We start from the raw sequence: 25,554 nt of genomic DNA, 5'->3' as shown, positions 1-25,554 counted from the left end.
GGCAAGCCTGCGATGGTGCTGATGGCCGACAAGGGTCGGTATGCCGGCGCCGCCTTCGTTACCTTCAAGGCAGACAAACGGCAGCGCCTTTGGGACCGCGTCCAAGGCAAGATAGGCGGACCGGCGCCGGTAAGGCTCAAGAGCGACAAGGCCGAATGGCTGAAACCTGGTCTAGTCGGCCGGGTGCGGTTCCTGAAGGGCGAGGAAAAGCTGCGCCATGCCAAGCTGCTGGATTTCAGGGATAAGCAATAGACCAGACCGCTCCACCTCACTTGAGGATGAGATAGGGCGGGACAAGCATTGAAAATGCCGCGACGCCGTGAGGAAAAGGTCTGTGATCATGAGCCCCCCGCTCGGAAGTTCATGAACTACTTCCACAGCCGATTTAGCTAAAATGCAAGGAGCGCTCCGCTTTGGCCATTCTTTTGCGCGGATTGGTCCAAATTCACACCCTTGGACTTTATCGCGCAACCTCAAGGTAGTGGCAGGCGAGGCTGAAGCAGGAATAATCCTCCCGTTGCGGCGAACCCTTCAACGGAGATCGCCTTGCCTCAGAAGACCCTCGCCGACACCCTGGCCGCCCGCGAAACAGTCTATGTCACCTGTGGGCACCCTATGTGCTGCAGGTCGACCCGCCTCGACATCCAAGTGCCGATTGACCGGCTCGGACCGGATCACGGGTCAATGCATCAGGATCTTGCCGGATTGTTCATCTGCTCGGCATGCGAAGCTGCTGGCCGTGATCGCCGGCCGGTGTTCTTCACATGTGTTCCTGACTACGAAAGCCACACGCGAAGCTCAACAGCGACTGGGAGCCGACGTTCAAACGATAAGATGGCCACCGGCAGGGCGGGCTGGCAAGATCTGGCAAGATCGTACGCGTCCAGCGAATGTGACATTGGGGCAACCTGATCGCGCGAACGAACATGCGAACGGAACAGTCGCTTGACGCTCGAAGCAGACTGCGAGAGCGTTGTGCTGTCCGGGGGTAAAGCGGCGCACGGCTCGTCGAGAGCTGTTAAAGGCGGGGGCCTTTCTCGACGAGCCTGCCTTCGGACATAGGCGCTCGCTAACGGAGATCGGCGACAAGGTGCGGGTCGAGGAGGCACCCCAAATGGACAAGCGGCAAAACAGGATCGTTGAGGCGTATTGTCTCATCGCCGTTCCTGCATCAATGCTTCTCACCATTGTGCTAGCTCAAATGATCCTTGGCTGAGAGCGCTAGGCGTCGTGGCGAAAGGCTGGACGTACCATAAGCCCGTGAAGCCCTATGCCGAAGAGAGCATCGGCCGACGTGAAGTGATAGAAAATGGTCATGTCTTCCGCAACCTAGCTCCGGTGCCTTCGCCATTCGAGATGTCAACATTGTGCGCAGCGTACGCCGCGACGATCTTTGCCTTCGTGGTCTCGCTCGCATTTCCGGTCTGTTCGTAGCGATGAACCGTCGTGAATGCGATACCAGCTTTCTCGGCAAGGTCGCGAACTGACCACCTCAGGATAGCGCGGGCGGCTCTGTTTGCTTCAGCGCCCGCTCGGGCCTAGGGCAGGGGGCGGCTTCTTGCGAAGTGTCTTATATTAGCAATACACGATATATTAACGGCTTCTGGTGCAGCCTTCCACACGGAGGACGGCTATACGACGTACCAACGCGCGCCTCTAGCGCCGGGGACGCTCGACCAATGCGGAGCAAGCGCATGAGTGTCGGAACAGCTCTCGAACAATTGCTGCGGTTGATTCATCGCCGAGCCATGAAATTAGCGGCGCTGCCAGAGGATGAAAGGGATTTACACTACGATCTCATCCGGCTGTCATGTTGCAAAGCCGCCGAGCACATTGGGCAAAGTCCCGACGAGGCAGCCATCACGGCAAACGATATGGTTGGGTTTGTTCGCGCACTGGTCGGAATCGTTGAGGTGGGCTGTCGATCAGATCAAGGGCGAAGCGACGATCGGCCGCCGCCGATACGACATTTTGGTGGTGGGGAGAATGGCACTACGCGCATCTAGAGATGGCCCGCTGCCTCACGGTGGCGGGCTCAGAGTGGAGCGGCGGCTGTCCACATGTCGACGTAGGCCGGAATCTTAAGCACTGCGACTTCGGCCGGCACCACTGTTATCGACGCTGGGGATCTCGCTGCCAGATCCTTGAATGACTGACTCACATTCCAGACCTTGGCGTCATCGACGATAATAAGTCGATCATGCAGCAGTCGGGCGCCCGTGGTTCGCGCCTCGATCGGGTTGGGCTGACCATCGTCTAACAGCCGGCGCCAGTGTGGCCTTCACAGAGGCGCCGTCGCATAAAAGATCGATCTTCACGCCTTCGGCGCCCATTGGAGCGAAGTCGGTCAGAATCGTCTCATCCAGATAAGGGTCGACGATGAGCAGCCTGGATCGAGCTTCCTTGAGAACCTTGCCGATGGCGGACATGGCGTCCATGGCATTCCCTACCGGCAGAAACGCCCCAGAGGTCGCGGCCGGCGCCGCGAGTTCAGCGCGCGCCAGCGCCCTTTGAAGAATGCCCCAGACGCTTGGACCGTAAATTGCCGGACGGGTTGGATACCACTCAGCCACCTCTGTAATACACGAACCATGTCAACCAGATCCCCAACAGCTTCGACTAGCGCGACAGCCTTGCTAATCCAGACCTGCTTTTCCGGACTGTAAGCCTCCATGCGGGCCGGCATCGCCGACAGATGATGTCCTATGCGCACATAAAGTTCGTGTGCGTCGATCGATCGGGAAAGCATGAGATGTAGCCCAGATGGGGTTTTGGCTGAAGGAACCGAAGGGCAGTCTATAAGCTAAGTGCTTGGAAATGTTGGCTCCCCGGGCCGGATTCGAACCAGCGACCAACCGGTTAACAGCCGGTTGCTCTACCACTGAGCTACCGGGGAACAGAGGCTCTTCAGCAAGTGGCGCAGCCTATAGCAAACCCTTTTCCGCTTTGCAAAGAAGCATTTCGTATTTTTCCGAGACTTTTTCGCTCAGGCGTTTCTCGCAATCGGGGGCGGCCGCCCTCATATTAGCCGTCTTGGCGATCGGCGTGGAACCGAAATGGTGGTCGCGGCTTTCGTAAACAGTATTGTCGAGGCACAGACGGGACAGCCATTCGCGATGACGGCAGCAGACGAAAACCGGATACCGGCACGAAAGATCTCGGTGTTCGGGCGCGAGTTCACCATGCCGCAGTCGCGCGGGCTCAGAATCGCGATCGGCGTGCTTCTGACGATTGGCGGCATTCTCGGCTTCCTGCCGATTCTCGGCTTCTGGATGGTGCCGCTCGGATTGCTGGTGCTCTCCTATGAATTTGCCATGGTGCGCCGCCACCGTCGCCGCTTCGTCATCTGGTGGGAGCGGCGGCGACGGCCGGATTGAGCGGCCGGGCGCCAGCCTCGATCGCCCCTCCGCTATGCCCTTGTTCGGGTTTCGGATTTTCGTGGATCCGGTTTGCGTTCCGCGCTTCGTTCCAGGTCCTCGCGGATTTCCTTGAGAACAGCGGCGGCCGAGGCGAGGCGCGCGCGATCACGCGGCGAAAGCCGGCTGGTGCCTTCTATCGAAATGCACTCGATGGCGTAACGCAGCAACTCCTCGCATGCTGATCGCGACAAGCCGTCCCAGGCGCTCGTTCCATTGTTCCGGATTGCCGGCCGCATGGCGCAGTCCTCCTCGCTCCTCAACGGCGGCAGGGGCGTGGAGTTTCTCGCAATCTGCTGGTATACCTAACGCGTTGCTAATGTGCGTCGCGACCACGGGTGGCCGCGTGCTCGATACGGAGAGGCAAATTCATGCAGAGGAAACCGCGCGGAATGCGTGGTGGCCGCTTGACGCCATTTTCGCCGCAACCTATTGGAACCGGGTGGAACGCCGGGAGCAATGAGGCCTCGTGGCGGAGTGGTTACGCAGAGGACTGCAAATCCTTGCACCCCGGTTCGATTCCGGGCGAGGCCTCCAATGCCCCAGGCTCCCGCGCGCCAGCGCCGGGGCCTGAAGTTCCAATCGTAATGAACCGCGGTTTGGCGCGGCAAGCGGATTGGTTGGGACATGAACGCTGATTTTTCCGAACTCCGCGTCAAGATGGTCGATGGTCAGGTTCGCACCACCGACGTGACCAGCGCGCCGCTGCTTGACGCGATGCTTTCGGTCCCACGCGAGGATTTTGTCGGCGCTGCGCAGCGTGAGCTTGCCTATATCGACGAAGACATCCGTATCGCCACTGGCGCCGGCGGCGCACGCTACCTGATGGAAGCCTCGCCGCTGGCCAAGCTGATGCAGCTGGCTGAAATCAGCGCGGCCGATTCGGCGCTGGATGTCGGCTGCGGCACCGGCTATGCCTCGGCCCTCCTGTCCCGGCTGGCGAAGTCGGTGGTGGCGCTCGAAAGCGACCCGGCGCTGGCCGAAACCGCCAGGTCGACGCTTTCCTCGCTGGGCTGCGGCAATGTGACCGTGGTCCAAGGGGCGCTGCCGCAGGGCCATCCGGCCAAGGCACCCTACAACGTCATCTTCATCGGCGGCAGCATCGAGAAAGTGCCGGAATCGCTGCTCGACCAGCTCGCCGAAGGTGGACGCCTGGTCGCCGTCGAAGGGCAGGGCAATTCCGGCGTGGCGCGACTTTTTTTCAAGGCAGGGGGGGTTGTAACCGGGAGAAGGGCATTTAATGCGGCAATTAAGCCACTACCCGGATTCGAACGTGAGCATGCTTTTGAATTCTGAATGATTTGGCCTTGCAGCAGAGGCCTTGTCATGGTCGCTTGCATTTGAACAATCGTTGCAAATCCCAAACTGGGGGCACTTTGGGCTGAGCGACGGGGAACATGAAACACGCCACGCCGGTTGCTCCAGGGAGAAACCGGCGCGGCGCGGTTCCCATGGAAAACGAATGAGGGATATACCGTGCCGTCTGTATCCAAGACCCTTTTTGCCGCTGTCCTTGCCTCCGCGACCGCGCTTTCTTCGCTGAGCGCCTCGGCGGAAACCATCTCCGGCGCGCTCGCCAAGGCCTATCAGTACAACTCCACGCTGAATGCATCCCGCGCCGGCGTGCGCGTCACCGACGAAGGCGTGGCCATCGCCAAGTCGGGCTGGCGCCCGACGGTTACGGGCTCGGCCAACATCGATTATACGAACACGCGCCGGGCAAATGGCGGCGGCAACTCGAAGCTGACGTCCGGCAGCTACGGCATTCAGATCAACCAGTCGCTGTTCGACGGCTTCCAGACCAGGAACAACGTGGCCGCGGCCGAATCCCAGGTCAAGGCGTCGGTCGAAAGCCTGCGCAACACCGAGGAGAACACCCTGTTCAGCGCGGCCACGGCCTATATGGACGTGATTCGCGACCGGCAGATCGCGGTGCTGACCGAACAGAACCTGCAGTTCCTGACCGAGCAGGCGCGTGCCGCGCGCTCGCGTTTCGAGGTTGGCGAGGGCACGCGCACCGACGTTGCCCAGGCCGACGCGTCGCGCGCCTCGGCGGTGGCCTCGCTCAGCGCCGCCCGCGCGCAGGCGTTGGCCAGTGCCGCGACCTATCACCAGGTGGTCGGCGACGAGCCGGGCAAGTTGAAGCCGGCTTCGCCATTGGGCAGGCTAATGCCGTCGAGCCTCGACGCGGCGATTGCCATCGGGTCAAATGAACATCCAGCCATTCTCGCCACCCAACATCTCGTCGACGCTGCCGCGTTCTCGGTGAAATCGTCCGAGGGTGCGCTATTGCCGCAGCTGTCGGCTTCGGCCGGCATTTCGCAAGATTACCGCAAATCCATTCCCGACGTTACCGGCTCCAACGGCAATTCGACCTCGGCCAATATCGGCGCGACGCTGACCATTCCGATCTATTCGGGAGGCCGGACCTCCGCACTCGTGCGGCAGAGCAAGGAGTCGCTCGGCCAAGCCCGTATCCAGGTCGATGTCAGCCGCGACCAGGTGCGTCAGGCCGTCGCCACGGCATGGTCGCAATACACCGCCGCGCAGCAGAGTGTCTCCGCCAACAAGCAGGTGATCGACGCCGCGCAACTGGCGCTGAACGGCGTCATCGAAGAGCGCAATGTCGGTCAGCGGACGACACTCGACGTGCTGAACGCGCAGGCCGCGGTCATCACCGCCAAGATCAACCAGGCCAATTCCGAGCATGATGTGGTGGTGGCGAGCTATGCCATCCTGTCGGCCATGGGGCGCCTGTCGATCGACCGGCTCGCCTTGCAGGTGGCGAAATACAAGCCCGAGGAGCACTACAACGCCGTCAAGGACAAGTGGATCGGCCTGCGCACCCCGGATGGCCGCTAGAGCATTTCACCGTTTCACGGAAACGGCGAACCGCTCTATCTCTTTGTTTTTACGCAATTCCCAAAGGGAAAGCGCTACGAGCTTTTCCCGGGAAAACCGTGTCGCACTTTTCCTGGAATTGCTCTAGGCTCCGCCGGGTCGCATTACGACCCTCTTGGTCGAGCGGGATATTTCGAAAAACTGTCCCGCTTTTTCGGCTTCGCGCTCTATCTCCCTGTTTCGGCGCAATTCCCAAAGGAAAGCGCTACGAGCTTTTCCTGGGAAAGCCGTTTCACACTTTTCCTGGAATTGCTCTAATCTGTTGAAATCCCACATGTCCCCAGATTGGGGATTCTCGTGCGGCGATCCGTCGGTTACGCTGTGGCCATGATTCGAATCCGGCTTTTTGCCGGAGCGGAAGACTACAGAGGTCACAAGGGCGGCGGATGTGACGATGGCGACGGCAAGCAGCGCACAGCGCGAACCTTCCATGGAAGAGATACTGGCTTCCATCAGGAGGATCATCGAGGATAGCGATAACGGCCGCAAGCAGCCGGGCGAGGCCGATGAGCTGCGCCAGGACCTGGAGCCGGCATCGGGCGCGGCTGCAACCACCGACGTCGACGCGTTTCGCGCCGAGTTGCAGGCTGCCCCCGAAGTCAGGAAGCCGGTGGCGCTCGCAGAAATCCAGGCGCCATCGCCCGACCCTGTGATCGCGCGCATGGAATCGCCGCGCGTCGATGCCGCCCCGGTCAAGCCGTCGATGACGCTTGCCGAGGTCAGCGCCAGGATCGCCGCCGAGCCGGCGCCTGCCGTCAGGACGGAAGCGCCAATGGTCCCGCAGGTTGGGGCCCCCGAGGCCGGTGCGACGAGCGATGCCATCGTCGCCGATTGGCGGCGCGAGATCGCCGCGGTTGGCGAGCAGGCGAAGGCGATGCCGGACAGGAGCGTCCGCAAGCCGGTTGCCCAACCCGAGGCGCCAGTGGATGAACCGGTGGCGGAGCCTGCTGTCGAGCGGCCTTCGTCAAGCGGTGCTCCGGCAGGCACCTCCGAGGTGCGTGCCGCAAATGAAGCGCCCGCGGCCCGCGCCGCAATCCTTTCCGAGCACACGGGCCGGCAGGTGGCCGCTGCCTTCGGTGAGCTGTCCGACGCCTTCGCCAGCCGCAGCAAGAAGACATTCGACGAGATGGCCGAAGAGATGCTGCGGCCGATGCTGCAGGACTGGCTGGACAACAATCTGCCGACGCTGGTCGAAAGACTGGTGCGCGAAGAGATCGAGCGCGTCGCGCGCGGCGCGCAGTAAGGATCACGGCCCATTCAGAAATCAAAAGCGTCGCGCTCGATCGGCGCTTTCCTGAAGCCGATGTGCTCTACGGCAGCGCCGGCACGGTATTGCCGTGATGCCGGTGGTCAAGACGCGACTGGCACTCGCACGACCTTCCGTTGAAATGGACAAGGCCGCGCCTATCTGCTTGTGGTGAACCGAGTCCTCCCTTGCGGTTGACTTGGCCAAGGCCTTCCGATTTACACCGAACCAGCAAAAAATCCCGACAGCGCGGACCGTTTCCCCATGCTTGAAAAGACCTACGACGCAAAGACCGTCGAGCCGAAGATCGCCAAGGTGTGGGAAGAGGCCGACGCGTTTCGCGCCGGCGCCGGCGCCGAGGAGGGGGCCGAAGCCTTCACCATCGTCATTCCGCCGCCCAACGTCACCGGCTCGCTGCATATGGGCCACGCGCTCAACAACACACTGCAGGACATTTTGGTGCGCTTCGAGCGCATGCGCGGCAAGAACGTGCTCTGGCAGCCGGGCATGGACCATGCCGGCATCGCCACGCAGATGGTGGTCGAGCGCCAGCTGATGGAAAAGCAGATCCACCGCCGCGACCTGACGCGCGAACAGTTCATCGAGAAAGTGTGGGAATGGAAGGCCGAATCCGGCGGCGCCATCTTCAACCAGCTGAAGCGGCTCGGAGCCTCGGCCGACTGGTCGCGCGAACGCTTCACCATGGACGAGGGCCTTTCCAAGGCCGTGCTCGAAGTGTTCGTCACGCTCTACAAGGAGGGCCTGATCTACAAGGACAAGCGCCTTGTGAACTGGGACCCGAAACTGCTGACCGCGATCTCCGATCTCGAGGTGGAGCAGCAGGAGGTCAACGGCAATCTCTGGCACTTCCGTTATCCGATCGAGGGCGTGGCGTTCGACCCGGAAAACCCGAAGACCTTCATCGTCGTGGCGACGACGCGTCCCGAGACGATGCTGGGCGACACCGCGGTCGCCGTGCATCCGGATGATGAACGCTTCCAGCATCTGGTCGGCAAGAACGTGGTGCTGCCGATCGTCGGTAGAAAGATCCCTGTCGTGGCGGACGAGTATTCCGACCCTGAAAAGGGTTCGGGCGCGGTCAAGATCACGCCGGCGCATGATTTCAACGACTTCGAGGTCGGCAAGCGCCACAAGCTGCCGGCGATCAACATCCTGACTGTCGAAGCCGGCATCAAGCTCAAGGATAATGAGGATTTTCTCGCCGGCCTCGATGTGACGCCCGAATGCTTGGTGGTCTGGGACGAACTCGATGGCCTCGACCGTTTCGCCGCGCGCAAGAAGATCGTCGAACTGATGGAGGCCGGCGGCTTCCTCGACAAGGTCGAGCCGCATCGCCACGCCGTGCCGCATGGCGATCGCGGCGGCGTGCCGATCGAGCCGTTCCTGACCGAGCAGTGGTATGCAAACGCTGCCGAACTCGCCAAGCCGGCGATCGCCTCGGTGCGCGAGGGGCGCACCAAGATCATACCGGGCAACTGGGAGAAAACCTACTTTCAGTGGATGGAAAATATCGAACCTTGGTGCATCTCGCGCCAGCTTTGGTGGGGTCATCAGATACCCGCATGGTACGGGCCGGACGGGCGCGTCTTCGTCGAGAAGACCGAAGAGGAGGCTTTGAGCGCGGCGATAGAATATTATCTGGCCCTGGAAGGGCCGTGGAAGGCCTGGGTCGAGGACAAGCTCGAGAACTACAAGCCGGGTGAAATCCTGACCCGGGACGAGGACGTGCTCGACACCTGGTTCTCGTCGGCGCTGTGGCCATTCTCGACGCTGGGCTGGCCGGACCAGACGCCGGAGCTGAAGACCTACTACCAGACCGACGTACTGGTGACTGGCTTCGACCTGATCTTCTTCTGGGTCGCCCGCATGATGATGATGGGCCTGCACTTCATGGATGAGGAGCCGTTCCACACCGTCTATATGCACGCGCTGGTGCGCGACAAGAACGGGCAGAAGATGTCGAAGTCGAAAGGCAACGTCGTCGATCCGCTCGACCTCATCGACGAATATGGCGCCGATGCGCTGCGCTTCACGCTGGCCGTGATGGCGGCGCAGGGGCGCGACGTGAAGCTCGACCCGGCGCGCATCGCCGGCTACCGCAATTTCGGCACCAAGCTGTGGAACGCGACCCGCTTTGCCGAGATGAACGAAGTCGCCCGCAACGACGATTTCTGGCTGAACGACGCCAAGCTGGCGGTCAACCGCTGGATCCTGACCGAGCTGACGCGCGCGGCGCGCGAGGTCACGGACGGCATCACCTCATACCGCTTCAACGAGGCGGCGGGCGCTGCCTATCGCTTCGTCTGGAACCTGTTCTGCGATTGGTACCTGGAACTCTTGAAGCCGGTGTTCATGGGCACGGACGAGGCGGCCAAGGCCGAAAGCCGCGCCTGCGTCGCCTTCGTGCTCGACGAGATCTACAAGCTCTTGCACCCGATGATGCCGTTCATGACGGAAGAGCTGTGGGCGCAGACGGCGGGCGAGGGCAAGGAGCGTGAGTCGCTGCTGTGCCATGCGGCCTGGCCTTCGCCGGACTTCGAGGACGCGGCCGCGGCCGCCGACATCAACTGGCTGGTCGATCTCGTCTCCGGCATCCGCTCGGTGCGCTCGGAGATGAACGTGCCGCCGGGTGCGATAGCGCCGCTCGTCGTCGTCGGCGCCAACGCCGTGACGCGTGAACGGCTGGTGCGCGAAGAGTTGGCGATCAAGCGCCTGGCGCGCGCCGGCGATATCTCGCTCGCCGATGCCGCACCCAAGGGCTCGGCGCAGATCGTGCTCAACGAGGCGACGATCTGCCTGCCGCTCGGCAGCCTGATCGATCTCGCCGCGGAGGCCTCACGACTGCAGAAGGAACTGGCCAAGGTCACCGAAGAGATCGCACGCCTGCACAAGAAGCTGTCCAACGAACGATTCGTCGCCAGCGCACCGGCCGAGATCGTCGAGGCCGAACGCGAGAAGCTCGCCGAATACCGCGATGCGCAGGACAAGCTTTCGGTGGCGCTGACCAGGGTCCGCGACGCCGGTTGAGAGGCAAGATTCGCCGTGACGCCGGAGGAAATTCCCATACGTAACCTGCCCCGAAAAAGGGCATTCCGTTGCGTTAATTTTGACGTAAACGGAAGTTTTTGCCCCATTGTTGCCATAATGTAACAATGGGGCCAGTAGGCCCATAAAAAGGCTGTTTTTGATCCTTTTCGGCCGGTTTTCTTTCCCTTTCAAGGCCAGGGCAGGCCTTGGTCAGCTATTTTCGGCGTTCTGGCGCCGCGTTGCATTTTGTCGAAAACGCGTTTGGCGAACGTGTACATGTACGCCTCCGAATTCGTTGTTGCGCCGTTAACCCGAATTGGTTCTAGCTTGAGCCACTAGTTACTCGGGGAGGACATCCATGAACACTTTGCGTTTGAAAGCCCTGCTGGGGGCGGGGTGCTTTTCGCTGGCTTTGATTGGGACGGCGATGGGTTCAGCGCATGCCGGCGGCCTGGAGCGCGGCGGCTACGATATCGACTTGCTGTTCGATCCGGCGCCGTTCGCTACGGAGGCGGAAGCGACTTATGTGATGCCAGACCGCAAGTATGAAAATGCGCGGGGTCCGGGCGGCTTCAATTTCCTCAATTCCACGGCGGATGGCGCCGAGGGCTATTGGGTACCCCGTATTGGTGGGAAAGTTCAGGTTGTGCAAGGCTTCGACTGCATGGTCGACTATTCACAGCCGTGGGGCGCCCACACAGCCCCCGGCGCGTCGTGGAATGGCGCGTTTTCCAACGTCGAAACGGATATCAAGAGCAACAATTACGCCGGCACCTGCTCCTACAAGTTCGATGTCGGCAAGGGCCAGCTCCGTTTTATCGGCGGCCTATTCTACCAGGAAATTTCAGGCTTCAAAGAAAGCTTGGTGGGTTTCAATCCATTTGGGCCGTCACCGATCGGCCGCGTCGACCTAGAGGCCAACGGTTGGGGTTGGCGAGCCGGCGTCGCCTACGAAATCCCCGACATCGCATTGCGCGCGAGCCTAGTCTACAATTCGAAAGTCAAGCTCGACAATATCGAGGGAACGCTTGATCTTACCAGTGTTGGCGGGAAAATTACGCCGATCTTCGGTGCGACGGAGTACATGCCGGACTCGGTGGAGTTGAAACTGCAGTCAGGCATCGCGCCCGGCTGGCTCGCTTTCGGCTCGATCAAGTGGGTCAACTGGAGCTTGCTGCAAAGCGTCCCGATCTGCCCAGTGGGCTTTGCGGCATCGTCATGCGTCACGGGTTCTCCGGTTGCGGTGACTTCGCTCGACCTGATGTACCGCGATGGCTGGACCGTTTCAGGTGGTGTCGGCCACAAATTCAACGATCAGTGGAGCGCCGCCGGCCAGCTTTCCTGGGATCGTGGTACCTCGCATGGCTATGGCGCGCAGTCTGATACGTGGACCCTGGGCGGCGGCGTCGCCTATACGCCGCGGCCCAATATCGAGGTGCGGCTTGCTGGAGCGATCGGCGTGCTGACCAGCGGCCACTCAGGGGAGTTAGCTGGTGAGAACGGATATGTCGCAGGCGAGGATGCTAGCTACGATTTCGGCAACGATCTGATCACAGCGATTTCTGGCGGTATCAAGATCAAGTTCTAACTGACTGAAAATTCTAACAAAAGGCCGGGCAATGCCCGGTCTTTTTCGTTTGAGCCGGCGCCGCCGGTGCGCCCGGTATCCAGGCCGCGTTGCATATAGGCGGCACTGTTGGCGCCTCGTGCGATTGTGACGTTTTGGCAACACTTCCTGAACAACCCCTGGGCTAGAAGCCAGGCCGAGGAAATTGCCCATTTCCCGCCATAAACCCGGCGCACCTCGATCTTGTCTCGGGACACGCGCCAAAAGGCTCGGGCGATGGGAGAGGCCGCACCGCCCCATTTGCAGGGAAGATGGGGCAAGGCAGAGTATGGACACCAAAGTCATTTCCAAGGCCAAGCTCCCTAGCCGTTATGTGACCGTCGGTCCGGCGCGTGCGCCGCATCGCTCCTATCTCTATGCGATGGGCCTGTCAGCGGCCGAGATCGCGCAGCCGCTGGTCGGCGTCGCGTCCTGCTGGAACGAGGCGGCGCCCTGCAACATCTCGCTGATGCGCCAGGCGCAAGTGGTCAAGAAGGGCGTCGCAGCCGCCAACGGCACGCCGCGCGAATTCTGCACCATCACGGTCACCGACGGCATCGCCATGGGCCACCAGGGCATGAAGTCGTCGCTGGTGTCGCGCGAGGTCATCGCAGATTCGGTCGAACTCACCATGCGCGGCCATTGCTACGACGCGCTGGTCGGCTTGGCCGGCTGCGACAAGTCGCTGCCCGGCATGATGATGGCCATGGTGCGCCTCAACGTACCGTCGATCTTCATCTATGGCGGCTCGATCCTGCCCGGCAGCTATCGCGGCCGGCAGATCACCGTGCAGGACGTGTTCGAGGCTGTCGGCCAGCACTCGGTCGGCACGATCAGCGATGACGAACTGCTCGAGATCGAGCAGGTCGCGTGTCCCTCGGCCGGCTCCTGCGGCGCCCAGTTCACCGCCAACACCATGGCGACCGTCGCCGAGGCGATCGGCCTGGCGCTGCCTTATTCCTGCGGAGCGCCCGCGCCTTACGAAATGCGGGACCGCTTCAATTTCGCCTCCGGCGAAAAAATCATGGAACTGATCGCGAAAAACATCCGGCCGCGCGACATCGTCACGCTGAAGGCGCTGGAGAACGCGGCGACCGTGGTCTCGGCCACCGGCGGCTCGACCAATGCGGCCCTGCATCTGCCGGCGATCGCACATGAGGCGGGGATAAAGTTCGACCTGTTCGACGTGGCCAGGATTTTCGAGAAGACGCCTTACATCGCCGATCTCAAGCCTGGCGGCAAATATGTCGCCAAGGACATGTTCGAGGCCGGCGGCATTCCGCTGTTGATGAAGACGCTGCTCGACCATGGCTATCTGCACGGTGATTGCCTGACGGTCACTGGCCGCACTTTGGCCGAAAATATGGAGCATGTTTCCTGGAATGAACACCAGGATGTGGTCCGCCCGGCCGACAGACCCATTACCCAAACCGGCGGTGTCGTGGGGTTGAAGGGAAACCTTGCCCCCGAAGGCGCGATCGTGAAGGTCGCGGGCATGACGGAGTTGAAATTCTCCGGCCCGGCGCGCTGCTTCGATTCGGAAGAGGAATGTTTCGAGGCGGTGACGCATCGCAATTACCGGGAAGGCGAGGTTCTCGTCATCCGCTACGAAGGGCCGCGCGGTGGGCCAGGCATGCGCGAGATGCTGTCGACGACGGCAGCGCTCTATGGCCAGGGCATGGGCGGCAAGGTGGCGCTGATCACCGACGGCCGCTTCTCGGGCGCGACACGCGGCTTCTGCATCGGCCATGTCGGCCCCGAAGCGGCGGTTGGCGGTCCAATCGGTCTCATCCGGGATGGCGACGTGATTTCGATCGACGCGGTGAACGGCACGATCGAAGTGGCGCTGACCGAGGCCGAACTGGCGGCGCGGGCAAAGACATGGAAGGCGCGCACGACCGACTATCAGTCGGGCGCGATTTGGAAATACGCACAGACGGTAGGTTCCGCCCGCGACGGCGCGGTCACCCATCCGGGCGGTGCGAAAGAAACACACTGCTATGCGGATATCTGAGTTGTTGAAGTCAACACCAGAGTTGTTGAGGTCATCTGTCCTGCCGGCACTTGTCGCGTTTGCGATCTTTGGCGCCGTGGGCCAGGCTTTGGCCTTCGACGACAAGGTGTTCGACGACAAGACCGGCGTGAAGCCGCAATCTAGCCCCTGGGCGGTGTTCCAGTTCGGCTTCTCCGCCTACAAGAACGGCCACAAGGAACAGGCCGCCGAGGCCTATAAATATGCCGCCGAAAACGGCCAGATCGGCGCCACCTGGAAGCTTGCCCGCATGTATGCCGAGGGCGACGGCGTGGCGCGCGACGACTATGAAGCGTTCAAGTTCTTCTCGGAGATCGTCGACCAGGACGTAGAGCCCGGTTCGCCCGAGGAAAGCTACGTCTCCGACGCGCTGGTGGCGCTCGGCGATTACCTGCGCAAGGGCATTCCCGGCAGCCCGGTCGCCGAGAACGAGGTGGCGGCACAGGAATATTACATGCGCGCCGCCGCCAACTACCGCAACCCGAACGCCCAGTTCGAGATGGGGCAGATGTTCCTCAAGGGCGAGGGCGGGGTGAAGGCCAGCGTCAAGCAGGCCGGGCGCTGGTTCCAGCTTGCCGCCGAGAAGGGCCATGCCGGTGCCCAGGCGACGCTTGGCCACCTGCTGTTCCAGAGCGGCAAGATCGTTCGTGGCCTGGCGATGATGACGGCGGCGCTCGAACGCGCCTCGCCGGCCGATCAGCCCTGGATCCGCGGCATGCAGGAAGAGGCCTTCGCCGCCGCCGGCGAAGCGGACCGGCGCACGGCGATCTCGCTCGCCGACGACATCCTGACCAAGGGCACCACCAACGCGGAACAGTAAGGCGTTGACCGCCGAACTGCCGATGTTCCCCGCAAGGGGGTGTTTGGACCGGGAGATTGGCAGCTTGGCTGCCGGCGCGTTTTCTTGCAACGTTGGAGATTGGCGAAAACGGTTGTGACAGCCAATCTCCCCCCAAGTGGGGGAGATGTCCGGCAGGACAGAGGGGGGCGCTGTCCCGCCAGCCATGCTGTTATGCTGATGTACCCGCAACACTGGCCACGATTGCAATGTGCTGGCAGACATTGTCGATGTCACGGATGATGTCGTCATTCCAAAAGCGCAGGACGGTCCAGCCATTCTTCCCCAGACGTGATGATCTCGCTTCGTCGCCCGCGACGGCATCGCCTTCCGCGTGTTGGGAGCCATCAACTTCGACCACCAGTTTCTTCTCTGGACAAGCAAAGTCGACAATGTAGCCGGCGATCGGAAATTGCCGCCGGAAGCCAAGCCCCATCAACCGGTGCGCGCGAAGCTCGTTCCAGAGCTTCAACTCGGCGTCGTCATCACCTTGCGCATCGACTTGGCGTTTGCACGATGGTTTGGAGGCAGAGGCGAGGCATTCTCGATGCTCGGTTGCTGTTGGGACTGGCGCTCTACGGCGCCCCCCTCTGTCCTGCCGGACATCTCCCCCACAAGGGGGGGAAGATTGGCTTAGTTCTCGGTGGGTTCCGTCGGCACCATGCTTGGCGCGGGCGTCGAGATCGGGGTGACGTGCAGGTGCGGCGCCATCGTGTTTTCGGGGCAGTTGTCGCCGACCTTCGTCCAGGATGTATTGTTGAGCACCATCTCGCAGCGCGCAAGATGGCTCTGGTCGGCAACGGTCAGGCAGGCGACCTGACCGACCGGATAGGATTTGCCATTGGCAAGACATTCCGGTGCGGCGAAAGCCGGCACCATAGCGGCGGTGGCAAATGCCAAGCCGATCGGACAAACAAGAAATCGAACGCTCATGGGAACCCCAGCCGCCATGATGATCTCCCATCATGCGCCTGAATGTGGCGACATGAGGTCCAGCTCGGCTGTGTCCCGGCATCTGGCCCGGGGGCGCTTCTCCGTCAGGCCGGCAACAAGGCGAGGTCGATCGCCACCGGCACATGGTCGGACGGCTTTTCCCACGCGCGCACATGTTTTTCGATCGAGGCCGACGAGAATCGGTTGGCGGCTTCCGGCGACAGCAGCAGATGGTCGATGCGGATACCGTTGTTCTTCTGCCAGGCGCCGGCCTGATAGTCCCAGAAGGTGTAGGTGTCCGGCGCATCGGTGACCGCGCGCACCGCCTCGGTGAAGCCGAGGTTGAGCAGCCGCCGGAAGGCTTGCCGCGTCTGCGGCTGGAACAGCGCGTCGCCCAGCCAGTTCTCCGGAAACCGCGCGTCGATCGGCTCGGGAATGACGTTGTAATCGCCAGCCAGCACCAGCGCCTCCTCCAGCCTCAGGCGCTCTTCGGCCCAGCGCTCCAGCCGCGCCATCCAGGACAGCTTGTAAGGAAATTTCTTCTCGTCATCGATCGGATTGCCGTTCGGCAGATAGAGCGAGGCGACGCGAAGGGCGCCCTTGTCGGTCGAGAACACGCCTTCGATGAAGCGCGCCTGTTCGTCGGCGTCGTCGCCCGGCAGGCCCTTGGTGACCTCGTCGAAGCGCAGCTTCGACAGCAGCGCCACGCCATTAAAGCCTTTCTGGCCATGGGTTTCGACATTGTAGCCCAGCGCCTCGATCTCGGCACGCGGGAATTGGTCGTCGACCGTCTTGATTTCCTGCAGGCAAACGATGTCGGGCGCGCTCTCGGTCAGCCAATGGGTGAGGTTGCCGATGCGGGCGCGAACGCCGTTGATGTTCCAGGTGACGATTTTCATGATGGTCTTATTCTTCCTGCGGCGGATGGCGTTCGACGAGGCCGATCGTATTGCCAGCAGGATCTTTTATAAAGGCCATCCACTCGCTTTCTCCCGCCGGACCGAACTGGCCTTCGGTATCGTGATGCACCAGCATCGGCGGCGCGGTGAAGGGGACCCCCATGGCTTTCGCCTCGGCGTGGAAGGGCTCGAGGCCGGCAATGTCGAGATAGACGGTGCCGGCCGGAACGCCGTCTGTGAACAGCAGGCGCACATCGCCCGCCATGATGAAGGCGATACCCGGGGGATCGTAGCGGGCGTGAACGCCCATACCGAGCACATCGCGCCAGAAGGCCAGCGTCGAATCAAGGTCGCGTCCGGCCGACAGCGCGACCTGACGGACCGCGCCGACGGCAGGCATCGCAATGCCGCTAGATGGAGAAACTGGTGCCGCAGCCGCAGGAGGCGACCGCGTTGGGGTTCTTGATCTGGAAGGACTGGCCCATCAGATCGTCGACGAAGTCGATCACCGAGCCGCCCATATAGACCAGCGACAAATCGTCGATCAGCACCGTTGCGCCATCCTTCTCGATGGCCACATCATCGTCATTGCGCGTATCGACCAGGTCGAACTTGTAGGAAAAGCCCGAGCAGCCGCCGCCTTCGACGGAAACGCGCAGCGCCGTCTTGCCGGCTTCGCCAGAGACGATCTTGGCGATCCGCCTGGCGGCGGCCTCGGTCATGTCGACTTTCATGGCAATCTTGGCATCTGCGCCCATGGGCGTCACCTTGCTTTCGGTTTCACATGATAGGTATGAAGCGAGAGGGGCCAAGTCAACTAGATCAAGTCAACCGCGGCAGCATCAGCCATGACCAACGAGTTGGGCGACATCGGATTCGGCTATCGGCCGCGCGCGGCCTATGCCACGGATCCGGCGCGCTCGCGCGGCCGGTTGTTCGACGAGGTCGAGAGCCCGACCCGCACGCCGTTCCAGCGCGACCGCGATCGCATCATCCATTCGACGGCGTTCCGGCGGCTGAAGCACAAGACGCAGGTCTTCATCGCCCATGAAGGCGACCACTACCGCACGAGGCTGACCCATTCGATCGAAGTGGCGCAGATCGCGCGTGCCCTGGCGCGTGCGCTGCGCGGCGACGAGGATCTGGCCGAGGCGGTGGCGCTGGTGCATGATTTCGGCCACACGCCCTTCGGCCACACCGGCGAGGACGCGCTGAACGAGAAGATGGCCCAATGGGGCGGCTTCGACCACAACGCGCAATCGCTGCGCATCGTGACCAGGCTTGAGGCGCGATACGCTGAATTCGACGGGCTGAACCTGACCTGGGAAACGCTGGAAGGGCTGGTCAAGCACAATGGCCCGCTGACCGACGGCAGCGGCAAGGGCCTGAAAGGAGCGGTGCCGCAGGCAATCCGCGATTACTCGCAGTTGCAGGACCTCGAACTGGACCGGTTCGCCGGCATCGAGGCGCAATGTGCCGCGATCGCCGACGACATCGCCTATAACAACCACGATATCGACGACGGGTTGAGATCAGGGCTGCTGACGCTGGACATGCTGAAGACTGTCTCGCTGCCGGGAACGATCCTGGAGGGTGTACGCGAGCGCTATCCAAGGCTCGATGACGTTCGCACCGGCCATGAGCTGATGCGGCGGCAGATCACCGCCATGGTCGAGGACGTGATCATGTCGACGACAGCCAATCTGGAGCGCGTCAGGCCGCAGAGCGCCGATGCGGTGAGGGCGGCGGGCGAGACGATGGTGACCTTTTCCGCCGAGATGGCAGCGGTGGAGAAGGAACTGAAGGCTTTCCTCTACAAGCACCTCTACCGCCACCAGGAAGTCATGCGGGTGCGCGCCGATGCCGAGCAGATCGTCAGGGACCTGTTCGATGCCTATTTCGCCGACCCGCGCGCCATGCCGGATGGCTGGCGCGAGGGGCTGGACCGGGCTGAAGATCGCATCAAGGCCCGCAGCGTGGCCGACTTTCTAGCCGGGATGACCGACACTTACGCGCTGAAGGAACACCGGCGTTTGTTTGACCGCACCCCGGATTTGAGCTAGGGCGGGCTCGATTTTGCCGGCCAACGAGCCGGATTCGCCATAAAGCCGCCAGAGCAATACCCATGAACATCTTCGCCGATTTCACCGCGCGAGTCATAAAGGCTGTCGAAGCGCTTGATCTGAAAGACAAAGACGGCGTTTCGCCCGATTTGTCGCGCATCGCCGTCGAGCCGCCGCGCGACGCCAGCCATGGCGACCTTGCGACCAATGCTGCAATGGTGCTGGCCAAACCTACGGGGCAGAACCCGCGCGTGTTGGCCGACAGGCTGGCGCTGGCGCTGCGGGATGACGTGGATGTCGCCGCCGCCGAGGTCGCCGGTCCGGGCTTCGTCAACCTCCGGCTCAAGGACGGCTTCTGGCAGGCCCATCTGTCGGCACTTCTGGGCGAGGGGCGCAACTATGGCCGCTCGACGATCGGTGCCGGCCGGAAAACCAATGTCGAATATGTCTCGGCCAACCCGACCGGGCCGATGCATGTCGGCCATTGCCGGGGCGCGGTTGTCGGTGACGCGCTCGCCAATATCATGGCCTTTGCCGGTTACGACGTGACCAAGGAATATGTCATCAACGATGCGGGCTCGCAGATCGACGTGCTCGGACGCTCGGCCTTCCTGCGCTATAGCGAGGCGCTCGGCGAGGACATCGGCGAGATTCCGCCAGGGCTCTACCCCGGAGACTACCTCGTCCCCGTCGGCGAGGCCCTGGTCAAGGAATTTGGACGCTCCTTGCTGCAGATGCCGGATGACGAGGCGCTGGCCATCGTCAAGGACCGGACCATCGATGCGATGATGGCGATGATCCGCGAGGACCTGGCATTGCTCAACGTGCATCACGACGTGTTCTTCTCCGAGCGCACGCTGCATGCCGACAATGCCAGGAAGATCCGGTCGGCGATCAACGACCTGACGCTGAAGGGCCATATCTACAAGGGCAAGCTGCCGCCGCCCAAGGGCGAGAAGCCGGACGACTGGGAAGACCGTGAGCAGACGCTGTTCCGCTCGACCGCGGTCGGCGACGACATGGATCGGGCGCTGGTCAAGTCCGACGGCTCATTCACCTATTTCGCCGCCGACGTCGCTTACCTGAAGGACAAGGTCGATCGCGGGTTCGTCGACCTGATCTATGTGCTTGGCGCCGACCATGGCGGCTACGTCAAGCGGCTGGAAGCACTGGCGCGGGCAATTGCCGGCGACGACGTCAAGCTCACCGTGCTGCTGTGCAACCTGGTCAAGCTGTTTCGCGATGGCGAGCCGGTTCGTATGTCGAAACGCTCCGGCGATTTCGTGACGTTGCGCGAAGTGGTGGAGGAAGTCGGGCGCGACCCGATCCGCTTCATGATGCTCTACCGCAAGAACGATGCGCCGCTCGATTTCGACTTCGCCAAGGTGACCGAACAGTCCAAGGACAATCCGGTGTTTTACGTGCAGTACGCCTCGGCGCGCTGCCATTCGGTGTTCCGGCAGGCGAGCGAGCAGTTGGGTGAGGCGAATTTCGACCGCAACAGCCTTGTGGCGGCCGTGACGTCGCTGACCGATGAGGGCGAGATCGGCCTGATCCGCAAGCTCGCGGAATATCCACGTCTCATCGAATCCGCCGCGCTTGCGCTGGAGCCGCATAGGCTGGCATTCTACCTCTACGATCTCGCTTCCAGTTTCCACGGACACTGGAACCGTGGCACAGATAATCCGGACTTACGTTTTGTTAAGGTTAACGACCGAGAATTGACGCATGCCAGACTAGGGCTGGTGCAGGCTGTTTCGGACGTTCTGACGTCCGGCCTGACGCTGATCGGAGCCGCTGCGCCCACCGAAATGCGTTAGGTTTGACTAAAAAACCTGTCACCTTTTGCCCACATTGCGCTGGTAAGGGCCAACCCTGCGCGACGTCCATGGCGTCCGACTGAGTGCGAGTTCGGGAACAATAATGGCAGACAGAACCCAGCTGAGAGTAGCCGACAACAACGACATCGCCGACGATGATCCGTTCGCGGAACTGACCAGGATCATGGGATTCGACCCGCGCCAGCCGGTCAAGCCGAAAGCCGATGTCGCCAGTCAGCCGGCGGATGAGGGCGACTTCGATATCGACCTCGAAAAGGAACTGATGGGCGAGTTCGACGCTGACGACAGCGACGCCGCTCCGGTTGTGGAAGCTTATGAGCCGGCATTCGAAACAGCTCCCGCTCATGATGGGACGGACGACGATCTTCGCGCGGACGATGATCTTGCGCTTTCGCTCGACGACGATTTCCACCTGGACTTCACGGCTGCCGATGAGCAGGCGTCCGTCGCCAGCCATGCGAACCCCAGCGCTGCCGAAGCCGCACCAGCCGTCGAACCTGCCTTCGACGCCGATTTCGATAGTGCCGTCGCCAGTTCGCTCGAAGACGTTTCCCCCTTTGAAGACGATGTGCCGATGGAGGACGAGCTCGCCGCGTCGCTCGATCAGGATTTCCGCATCGAGGACGAAGTCGCCGGCACCCAGCACGCGTTTGCCGAAGTGCCGATGGCTCTCGAGGCCGCCTCCGATCCTGAATTCGACGACGAAGCCGCGATTCCGCTCGAAGACGAATTGATGCTCGACGACCATCCGATGGATCAGCGTCATGCGGCTGCGACCACGGTGGAGTACCCAGAGCCGGTGGCGGCCGCCCAGGACCAGGACCAGGACCAGGCGATTTCCGACGAGGATTTCGAGGGCCGTTTCGACGACGTCATCGCCGATGTCGATGTGAATTTTGACGTTCCAGCGGACGAGCCGGTGGCCTTCGATCAGGCGGAAGCAGACGAAGTGCGCGCCGATGCCGTGGATACTGGCGAATTTTCAAGCCCTGAAGCCGTGTCGGATGACGCATTTGATCCGAGCTTGGATGACGGTGCTGCCGAGCGTGCCGAAGAGCCGGTCGTCGCCGAGGCCGCGGCCACTCCCGCCTGGCTGGTGGCGCCCGCCGCAACCGTGACGGCCCCTGCCGCCGATGAACGAAGCCTGGAAGACGAGTTGAACGCGCTGCTGGGTGCCATGACCCAGCGCACGGCTCCGTCGGCCAAGGAAGAGCCCGTCATGGCTCAACCCTTTGTCGCCCAACCCTTTGTGGCCCAGCCTTCCGCTGCTCCCGCCCAGCCTGCTGCCGCACCAGAGACGGTTGCCGACGAGCCCGCCGACCTTGCTGGCGACCTCGACTGGGATCTCGATGAGCCGGCGTCCGAAGAGGCGCATGCCGCCCAGGCCGCCGATGTCGATCTCGACGATATGCTGTTCGATGAGCTCGGGGATCACGGCTCGGATGCCGCCGAGGTCGACGTCGATTTCGACAATGCTGCATTCGACGCCGCCTTGGCCAACAGCCTCGATCCACGTGATGGGGCCGCTTCCCCGCAGGATCGGGATGATTCTCGCGATTGGCTGGCGGAACGTTCCACGCCGACGGAGCCAGCCCGCTCGTGGAGTCGCGTGACGCCGGTTCCCCAGCCGCCGGCGTTTGCCGCGCAGCCGTCCGCTTCGATGGCGGCCAGGACCGCCACACCGGAAGCGGCCCCAGCGGTGGCATCTGTGCCGTCCTACCGTGCGGCCGAACCGGCTGCGGCTGCTGCCTACACAACCCCCATCTCAGCACCGCCGGCGCCGCAGTCCCCGCGCTACGACGAGATGCCCGATGTCGAAACGGTCGATGTGCCCGAGCGCGTCGTGGCGCTGGCTGACGATCTCGACATTCCGGAGCTGCATTTCGAGGACGATGCACCGACGGCTGCCGGCTATGACGATCTCGATGCGGAGTTCGCCAGCCTTTTGACCGAGATGAATTCGGTCGAGGTGGCGCCGGCTTCCGCCGGCAGCGCTTCCTATGCCGACGATTCCTACAATGCCGGTTTCAACCCTGGTGGGCTCAATCCGGCCTATGAAGAGCCAAAACCGGCCTATCAGCCGGAAGCGCGGACCTATGCCGCGCGACCGGCGGGAATGCCGGCCCGTGCGGCGGCGACCGCAAGTTATGCCGATGCCGCTGACGGCTTCGACCTCGACAGCCTGCCAGGCAGCCAGCCGGTTTCGCAGGCGGACGATTTCACCGTCGACGAACTCGACTACGATCCGGAACTCGACGAGGCGATGTCCGTTCCGGGTCTGGGCGAACGCGAGGCGGCCAAGTCGTCGGGGCGTCGCGGCCTGTTCATCGCAGCGATTGTCGGTGCGGTGGCGGTTGCAGGCGGTCTTGGCGCCTTTGCGCTGTCTTTGGGCGGCAAGGGCGGCAGCGAAGCTCCGGTGATCGTCAAGGCCGACAATTCGCCGATCAAGGTCAAGCCTGAGAATCCGGGCGGCACCGTGGTGCCGAACCAGGACAACAAGGTCTATGACGCGGTGGTCAAGGGCGCGAAACCGGCCGAGCCGGTTCAGCAGAAGCTTGTCACCGACGTCGAGGAGCCCGTGGATGTGCAGGCGAAGGATCCGGCACGTGCCGTCGATCTTTCCCCCGATCAGAACGCCGCGGCCGACCAGAACGCTGCCGCCGGCGAAACGGGCGACAACAACGCCGCGCAGACGACCGCCAATGCGGCGCCGGCGACTGCCAATGCAGCGCCGACCGGCGTTGCGGCGCCAGCCGACAACGCAGCGCCGGCACCCAAGTCCGAGGATCGCATCGCGCAGGTGCTGCAGGATGCCGAGAAGGGCACCAACGCCGATGTCGTCGCCGTTGCGCCGCGCAAGGTGAGGACCATGGTCGTCAAGTCGGACGGCTCGCTGGTGCCGCGCGAGGACCCGGCTCCGGCCGCACCGCAGGTGGCCGTCACCGAACCGGCCGATCCGGCGCCGCAGCATGTCGCCCCTGCGGCCCAGTCTGATGCCGACCAGACCGGCACCGTGGCGCCCGTCGCCGCACAGTCGGACGACGCGCCGGCCCTCAAGCCGGCAGCCAAACCGGAAAAGGCCCAGTCAGCCAATACGCAGTCAGCCAATACTCCGGCCAAGGTTGCGATCGCGCCGCAGCGTCCGTCCGACCAGCCGGTCGACGTCGTCGGCGAGGTCAAGCCCGATCAGGTCGCCTCCATCGATCCGGCAACGACGGCAACCGGTGGCGGTTCGTGGTCGATGCAGGTTGCTTCGCAGCCGACGGTGGAAAGCGCCCAGTCGAGTTACCAGGATCTGCAGCGTCGTTACGCCAGCGTGCTTTCCGGCCGCAAAGCCAACATCGTCAAGGCCGAGATCGCCGGCAAGGGCACGTTCTACCGCGTCCGCGTCGTGGCCCAGTCGCGCAACGATGCCATCAACCTGTGCACCAACTATAAGGCTGCCGGCGGCAACTGCTTCGTGTCGCGCTAGAGCAATTCCAGGAAAAGCGTGAAGCGGTTTTCCGTTCGGAATTGCGTCAAAACCAAGAGTTAGACCGGTTTGCCGTTTCCGTGAAACGGTGAGCCGCTCTAGTCACCGGTCAACCAATCAAGCCGGCGCGGTCTTAGACCGCGCCGGCTTTTTTCATGTGGAAGCCGTTCTGGCGCCGGGCGGCGGTGATCCCGGGACGATTCCCTTTCGTCGCGCGAAGTCCTAGACTCCAGGCATGACCGAATCAAAATCCATGATCCTCGGCTGTGCCGGGAAATCGCTCACCCGCGAAGAAATCAATTTCTATCGCAATGAATGCCCGTGGGCCTTCATCCTGTTTGCCCGCAACATCGGCGAGACCGAGCAGATCCGCGATCTGGTCGCCGAGATGCGCGACTGCATCGGGCGTCCCGATGCGCTGGTGTTCATCGACCAGGAGGGTGGCCGGGTGCAGCGCCTGCGGCCGCCGCTGGCGCCGAACTATCCCTCGGGCGGCGCGCTTGGCGCGTTGTGGCGCGACGATCATGACGCCGGTGCCCGCGCGGCCTGGCTGTTGGCGCGCCTGCACGCCTTCGACTTGCTGCGCTACGGCATCACGGCGGATTGCCTGCCGGTGCTGGACGTGCCGATCGAGGGCGCCAGCGACGTCATCGGCGCGCGCGCCTACGGCAAGGAGCCGCGTCCGGTCATCGAACTCGGCCGCGCCGCTGCCGAAGGCCTGATGTCGGGCGGCGTGCTGCCGGTCATGAAACATATTCCAGGCCATGGCAGGGCCTTCGCCGACACCCATTTCGAGCTGCCCGTCGTCAACGCCTCGCTCGGTGATCTGCAGCGGCACGACTTTGCTCCGTTCCGGGAGCTCAACCATCTGCCGATGGCGATGACGGCGCATGTCGTCTACAGCGCCATCGATCCCAACAACCCGGCGACGACGTCCGGCAAGGTCATCGACGAGATCATCCGCCGCGAGATAGGCTTTGATGGGCTCCTGATGAGCGACGACACCTCGATGAAGGCACTTTCTGGGGATTTCCCGACAAAGGCGGCCTCGATCCTTGCGGCGGGCTGCGATCTGGTCCTTCACTGCAACGGCGTTTTCGAGGAGATGGCGGGCATCGCGTCGCGGACCAAAGGGCTTGAGGGCAAGTCGCTTGAGCGTGCAAAGCGCGCGATGACCTATATAGAGAATCGCGACGCGGCCGAAGAAACCGAAATACGCGCCGAATTCGCCACCTATTTCGATGCGGTGGCCTAGCTGA

The 25,554-nt window shown here is 62.6% G+C and carries 18 protein-coding genes, 2 tRNA genes and 2 pseudogenes; 15 read left to right on the top strand and 7 right to left on the bottom strand.

The window, feature by feature from the left end; all coding sequences use genetic code 11:
• Positions 1-252 (top strand): annotated as a pseudogene (locus LB577_RS26425) (ATP-dependent DNA ligase); the annotation flags it as partial.
• 1,442 nt (positions 253-1,694) lie between these two features.
• Entirely contained in the window at positions 1,695-2,006 is a 312-nt protein-coding gene (locus LB577_RS26420; protein WP_140780136.1) for a hypothetical protein, read from the top strand.
• 192 nt (positions 2,007-2,198) lie between these two features.
• Here the strand turns inward: LB577_RS26420 and LB577_RS26415 are convergent, their stop codons facing one another.
• A complete protein-coding gene (locus LB577_RS26415; RefSeq protein WP_224689556.1) occupies positions 2,199-2,438 on the bottom strand; it encodes a hypothetical protein in 240 nt (79 codons plus the stop codon).
• Positions 2,439-2,821: 383 nt separating this feature from the next.
• A tRNA-Asn gene (locus LB577_RS26410) sits at positions 2,822-2,896 on the bottom strand.
• A gap of 220 nt (positions 2,897-3,116) precedes the next feature.
• On the opposite strand from LB577_RS26410, the gene LB577_RS26405 reads away from it, so the two are divergent.
• From LB577_RS26405 to LB577_RS26365, 9 genes are all read left to right on the top strand, one after another.
• A complete protein-coding gene (locus LB577_RS26405) occupies positions 3,117-3,377 on the top strand; it encodes a hypothetical protein (RefSeq protein WP_031250206.1) in 261 nt (86 codons plus the stop codon).
• A 502-nt stretch (positions 3,378-3,879) separates the two neighbouring features.
• A tRNA-Cys gene (locus LB577_RS26400) sits at positions 3,880-3,953 on the top strand.
• A gap of 90 nt (positions 3,954-4,043) precedes the next feature.
• On the top strand, positions 4,044-4,712 hold the full coding sequence (locus LB577_RS26395) for a protein-L-isoaspartate O-methyltransferase family protein (RefSeq protein WP_224689555.1): 669 nt from the start codon (positions 4,044-4,046) through the stop codon (positions 4,710-4,712).
• Positions 4,713-4,892: 180 nt separating this feature from the next.
• A complete protein-coding gene (locus LB577_RS26390) occupies positions 4,893-6,278 on the top strand; it encodes a TolC family outer membrane protein (protein WP_023763484.1) in 1,386 nt (461 codons plus the stop codon).
• A gap of 433 nt (positions 6,279-6,711) precedes the next feature.
• On the top strand, positions 6,712-7,560 hold the full coding sequence (locus tag LB577_RS26385; protein WP_224689554.1) for a PopZ family protein: 849 nt from the start codon (positions 6,712-6,714) through the stop codon (positions 7,558-7,560).
• A gap of 267 nt (positions 7,561-7,827) precedes the next feature.
• A complete protein-coding gene (locus LB577_RS26380) occupies positions 7,828-10,611 on the top strand; it encodes a valine--tRNA ligase (RefSeq protein WP_224689553.1) in 2,784 nt (927 codons plus the stop codon).
• Between the two features lie 358 nt (positions 10,612-10,969).
• Positions 10,970-12,199 (top strand): OmpP1/FadL family transporter, encoded by a 1,230-nt coding sequence (locus tag LB577_RS26375; protein WP_224689552.1) that lies wholly within the window; start codon positions 10,970-10,972, stop codon positions 12,197-12,199.
• A 307-nt stretch (positions 12,200-12,506) separates the two neighbouring features.
• Positions 12,507-14,231 carry a dihydroxy-acid dehydratase gene (gene ilvD / locus LB577_RS26370; protein ID WP_224689551.1) on the top strand — a complete coding sequence of 575 codons (1,725 nt, stop codon included), beginning with the start codon at positions 12,507-12,509 and terminating at the stop codon, positions 14,229-14,231.
• Positions 14,218-15,069: a tetratricopeptide repeat protein gene (locus LB577_RS26365; RefSeq protein ID WP_031250208.1), complete on the top strand. Its 852-nt coding sequence runs from the start codon at positions 14,218-14,220 to the stop codon at positions 15,067-15,069. Before ilvD ends, LB577_RS26365 begins: the two co-directional genes overlap by 14 nt.
• A 190-nt stretch (positions 15,070-15,259) precedes the next feature.
• Here the strand turns inward: LB577_RS26365 and LB577_RS26360 are convergent.
• From LB577_RS26360 to erpA, 5 genes and pseudogenes are all read right to left on the bottom strand, one after another.
• A pseudogene (locus LB577_RS26360) lies at positions 15,260-15,585 on the bottom strand (endonuclease domain-containing protein).
• 135 nt (positions 15,586-15,720) lie between these two features.
• A complete protein-coding gene (locus LB577_RS26355) occupies positions 15,721-16,038 on the bottom strand; it encodes a hypothetical protein (RefSeq protein ID WP_318013560.1) in 318 nt (105 codons plus the stop codon).
• Positions 16,039-16,124: 86 nt separating this feature from the next.
• On the bottom strand, positions 16,125-16,919 hold the full coding sequence (xth, locus tag LB577_RS26350; protein ID WP_013895093.1) for an exodeoxyribonuclease III: 795 nt from the start codon (positions 16,917-16,919) through the stop codon (positions 16,125-16,127).
• A gap of 7 nt (positions 16,920-16,926) precedes the next feature.
• Positions 16,927-17,319, bottom strand: coding sequence for a VOC family protein (locus LB577_RS26345; protein WP_224689549.1), 393 nt, complete (start codon positions 17,317-17,319; stop codon positions 16,927-16,929).
• Positions 17,320-17,329: 10 nt separating this feature from the next.
• Complete coding sequence (gene erpA, locus LB577_RS26340; protein WP_224689548.1) at positions 17,330-17,677, bottom strand: iron-sulfur cluster insertion protein ErpA; 348 nt, start codon at positions 17,675-17,677, stop codon at positions 17,330-17,332.
• 90 nt (positions 17,678-17,767) lie between these two features.
• On the opposite strand from erpA, the gene LB577_RS26335 reads away from it, so the two are divergent.
• The 4 genes from LB577_RS26335 to nagZ all read left to right on the top strand — a co-directional run bounded on the left by LB577_RS26335 (position 17,768) and on the right by nagZ (position 25,550).
• Positions 17,768-18,982 carry a deoxyguanosinetriphosphate triphosphohydrolase gene (locus tag LB577_RS26335; protein ID WP_023778720.1) on the top strand — a complete coding sequence of 405 codons (1,215 nt, stop codon included), beginning with the start codon at positions 17,768-17,770 and terminating at the stop codon, positions 18,980-18,982.
• 62 nt (positions 18,983-19,044) lie between these two features.
• Positions 19,045-20,802: an arginine--tRNA ligase gene (argS, locus tag LB577_RS26330; protein ID WP_023778721.1), complete on the top strand. Its 1,758-nt coding sequence runs from the start codon at positions 19,045-19,047 to the stop codon at positions 20,800-20,802.
• Between the two features lie 103 nt (positions 20,803-20,905).
• Positions 20,906-24,295, top strand: coding sequence for an SPOR domain-containing protein (locus LB577_RS26325; protein ID WP_224689547.1), 3,390 nt, complete (start codon positions 20,906-20,908; stop codon positions 24,293-24,295).
• A 235-nt stretch (positions 24,296-24,530) separates the two neighbouring features.
• Complete coding sequence (gene nagZ / locus LB577_RS26320; RefSeq protein WP_224689546.1) at positions 24,531-25,550, top strand: beta-N-acetylhexosaminidase; 1,020 nt, start codon at positions 24,531-24,533, stop codon at positions 25,548-25,550.
• Positions 25,551-25,554: the final 4 nt, after the last annotated feature.

This window comes from Mesorhizobium sp. B283B1A (genome assembly GCF_020165735.1).
Lineage (GTDB): Bacteria > Pseudomonadota > Alphaproteobacteria > Rhizobiales > Rhizobiaceae > Mesorhizobium > Mesorhizobium opportunistum.
Note: the sequence above shows the minus strand (reverse complement) of the source record. Positions and strands in the feature narration are given on the sequence as shown.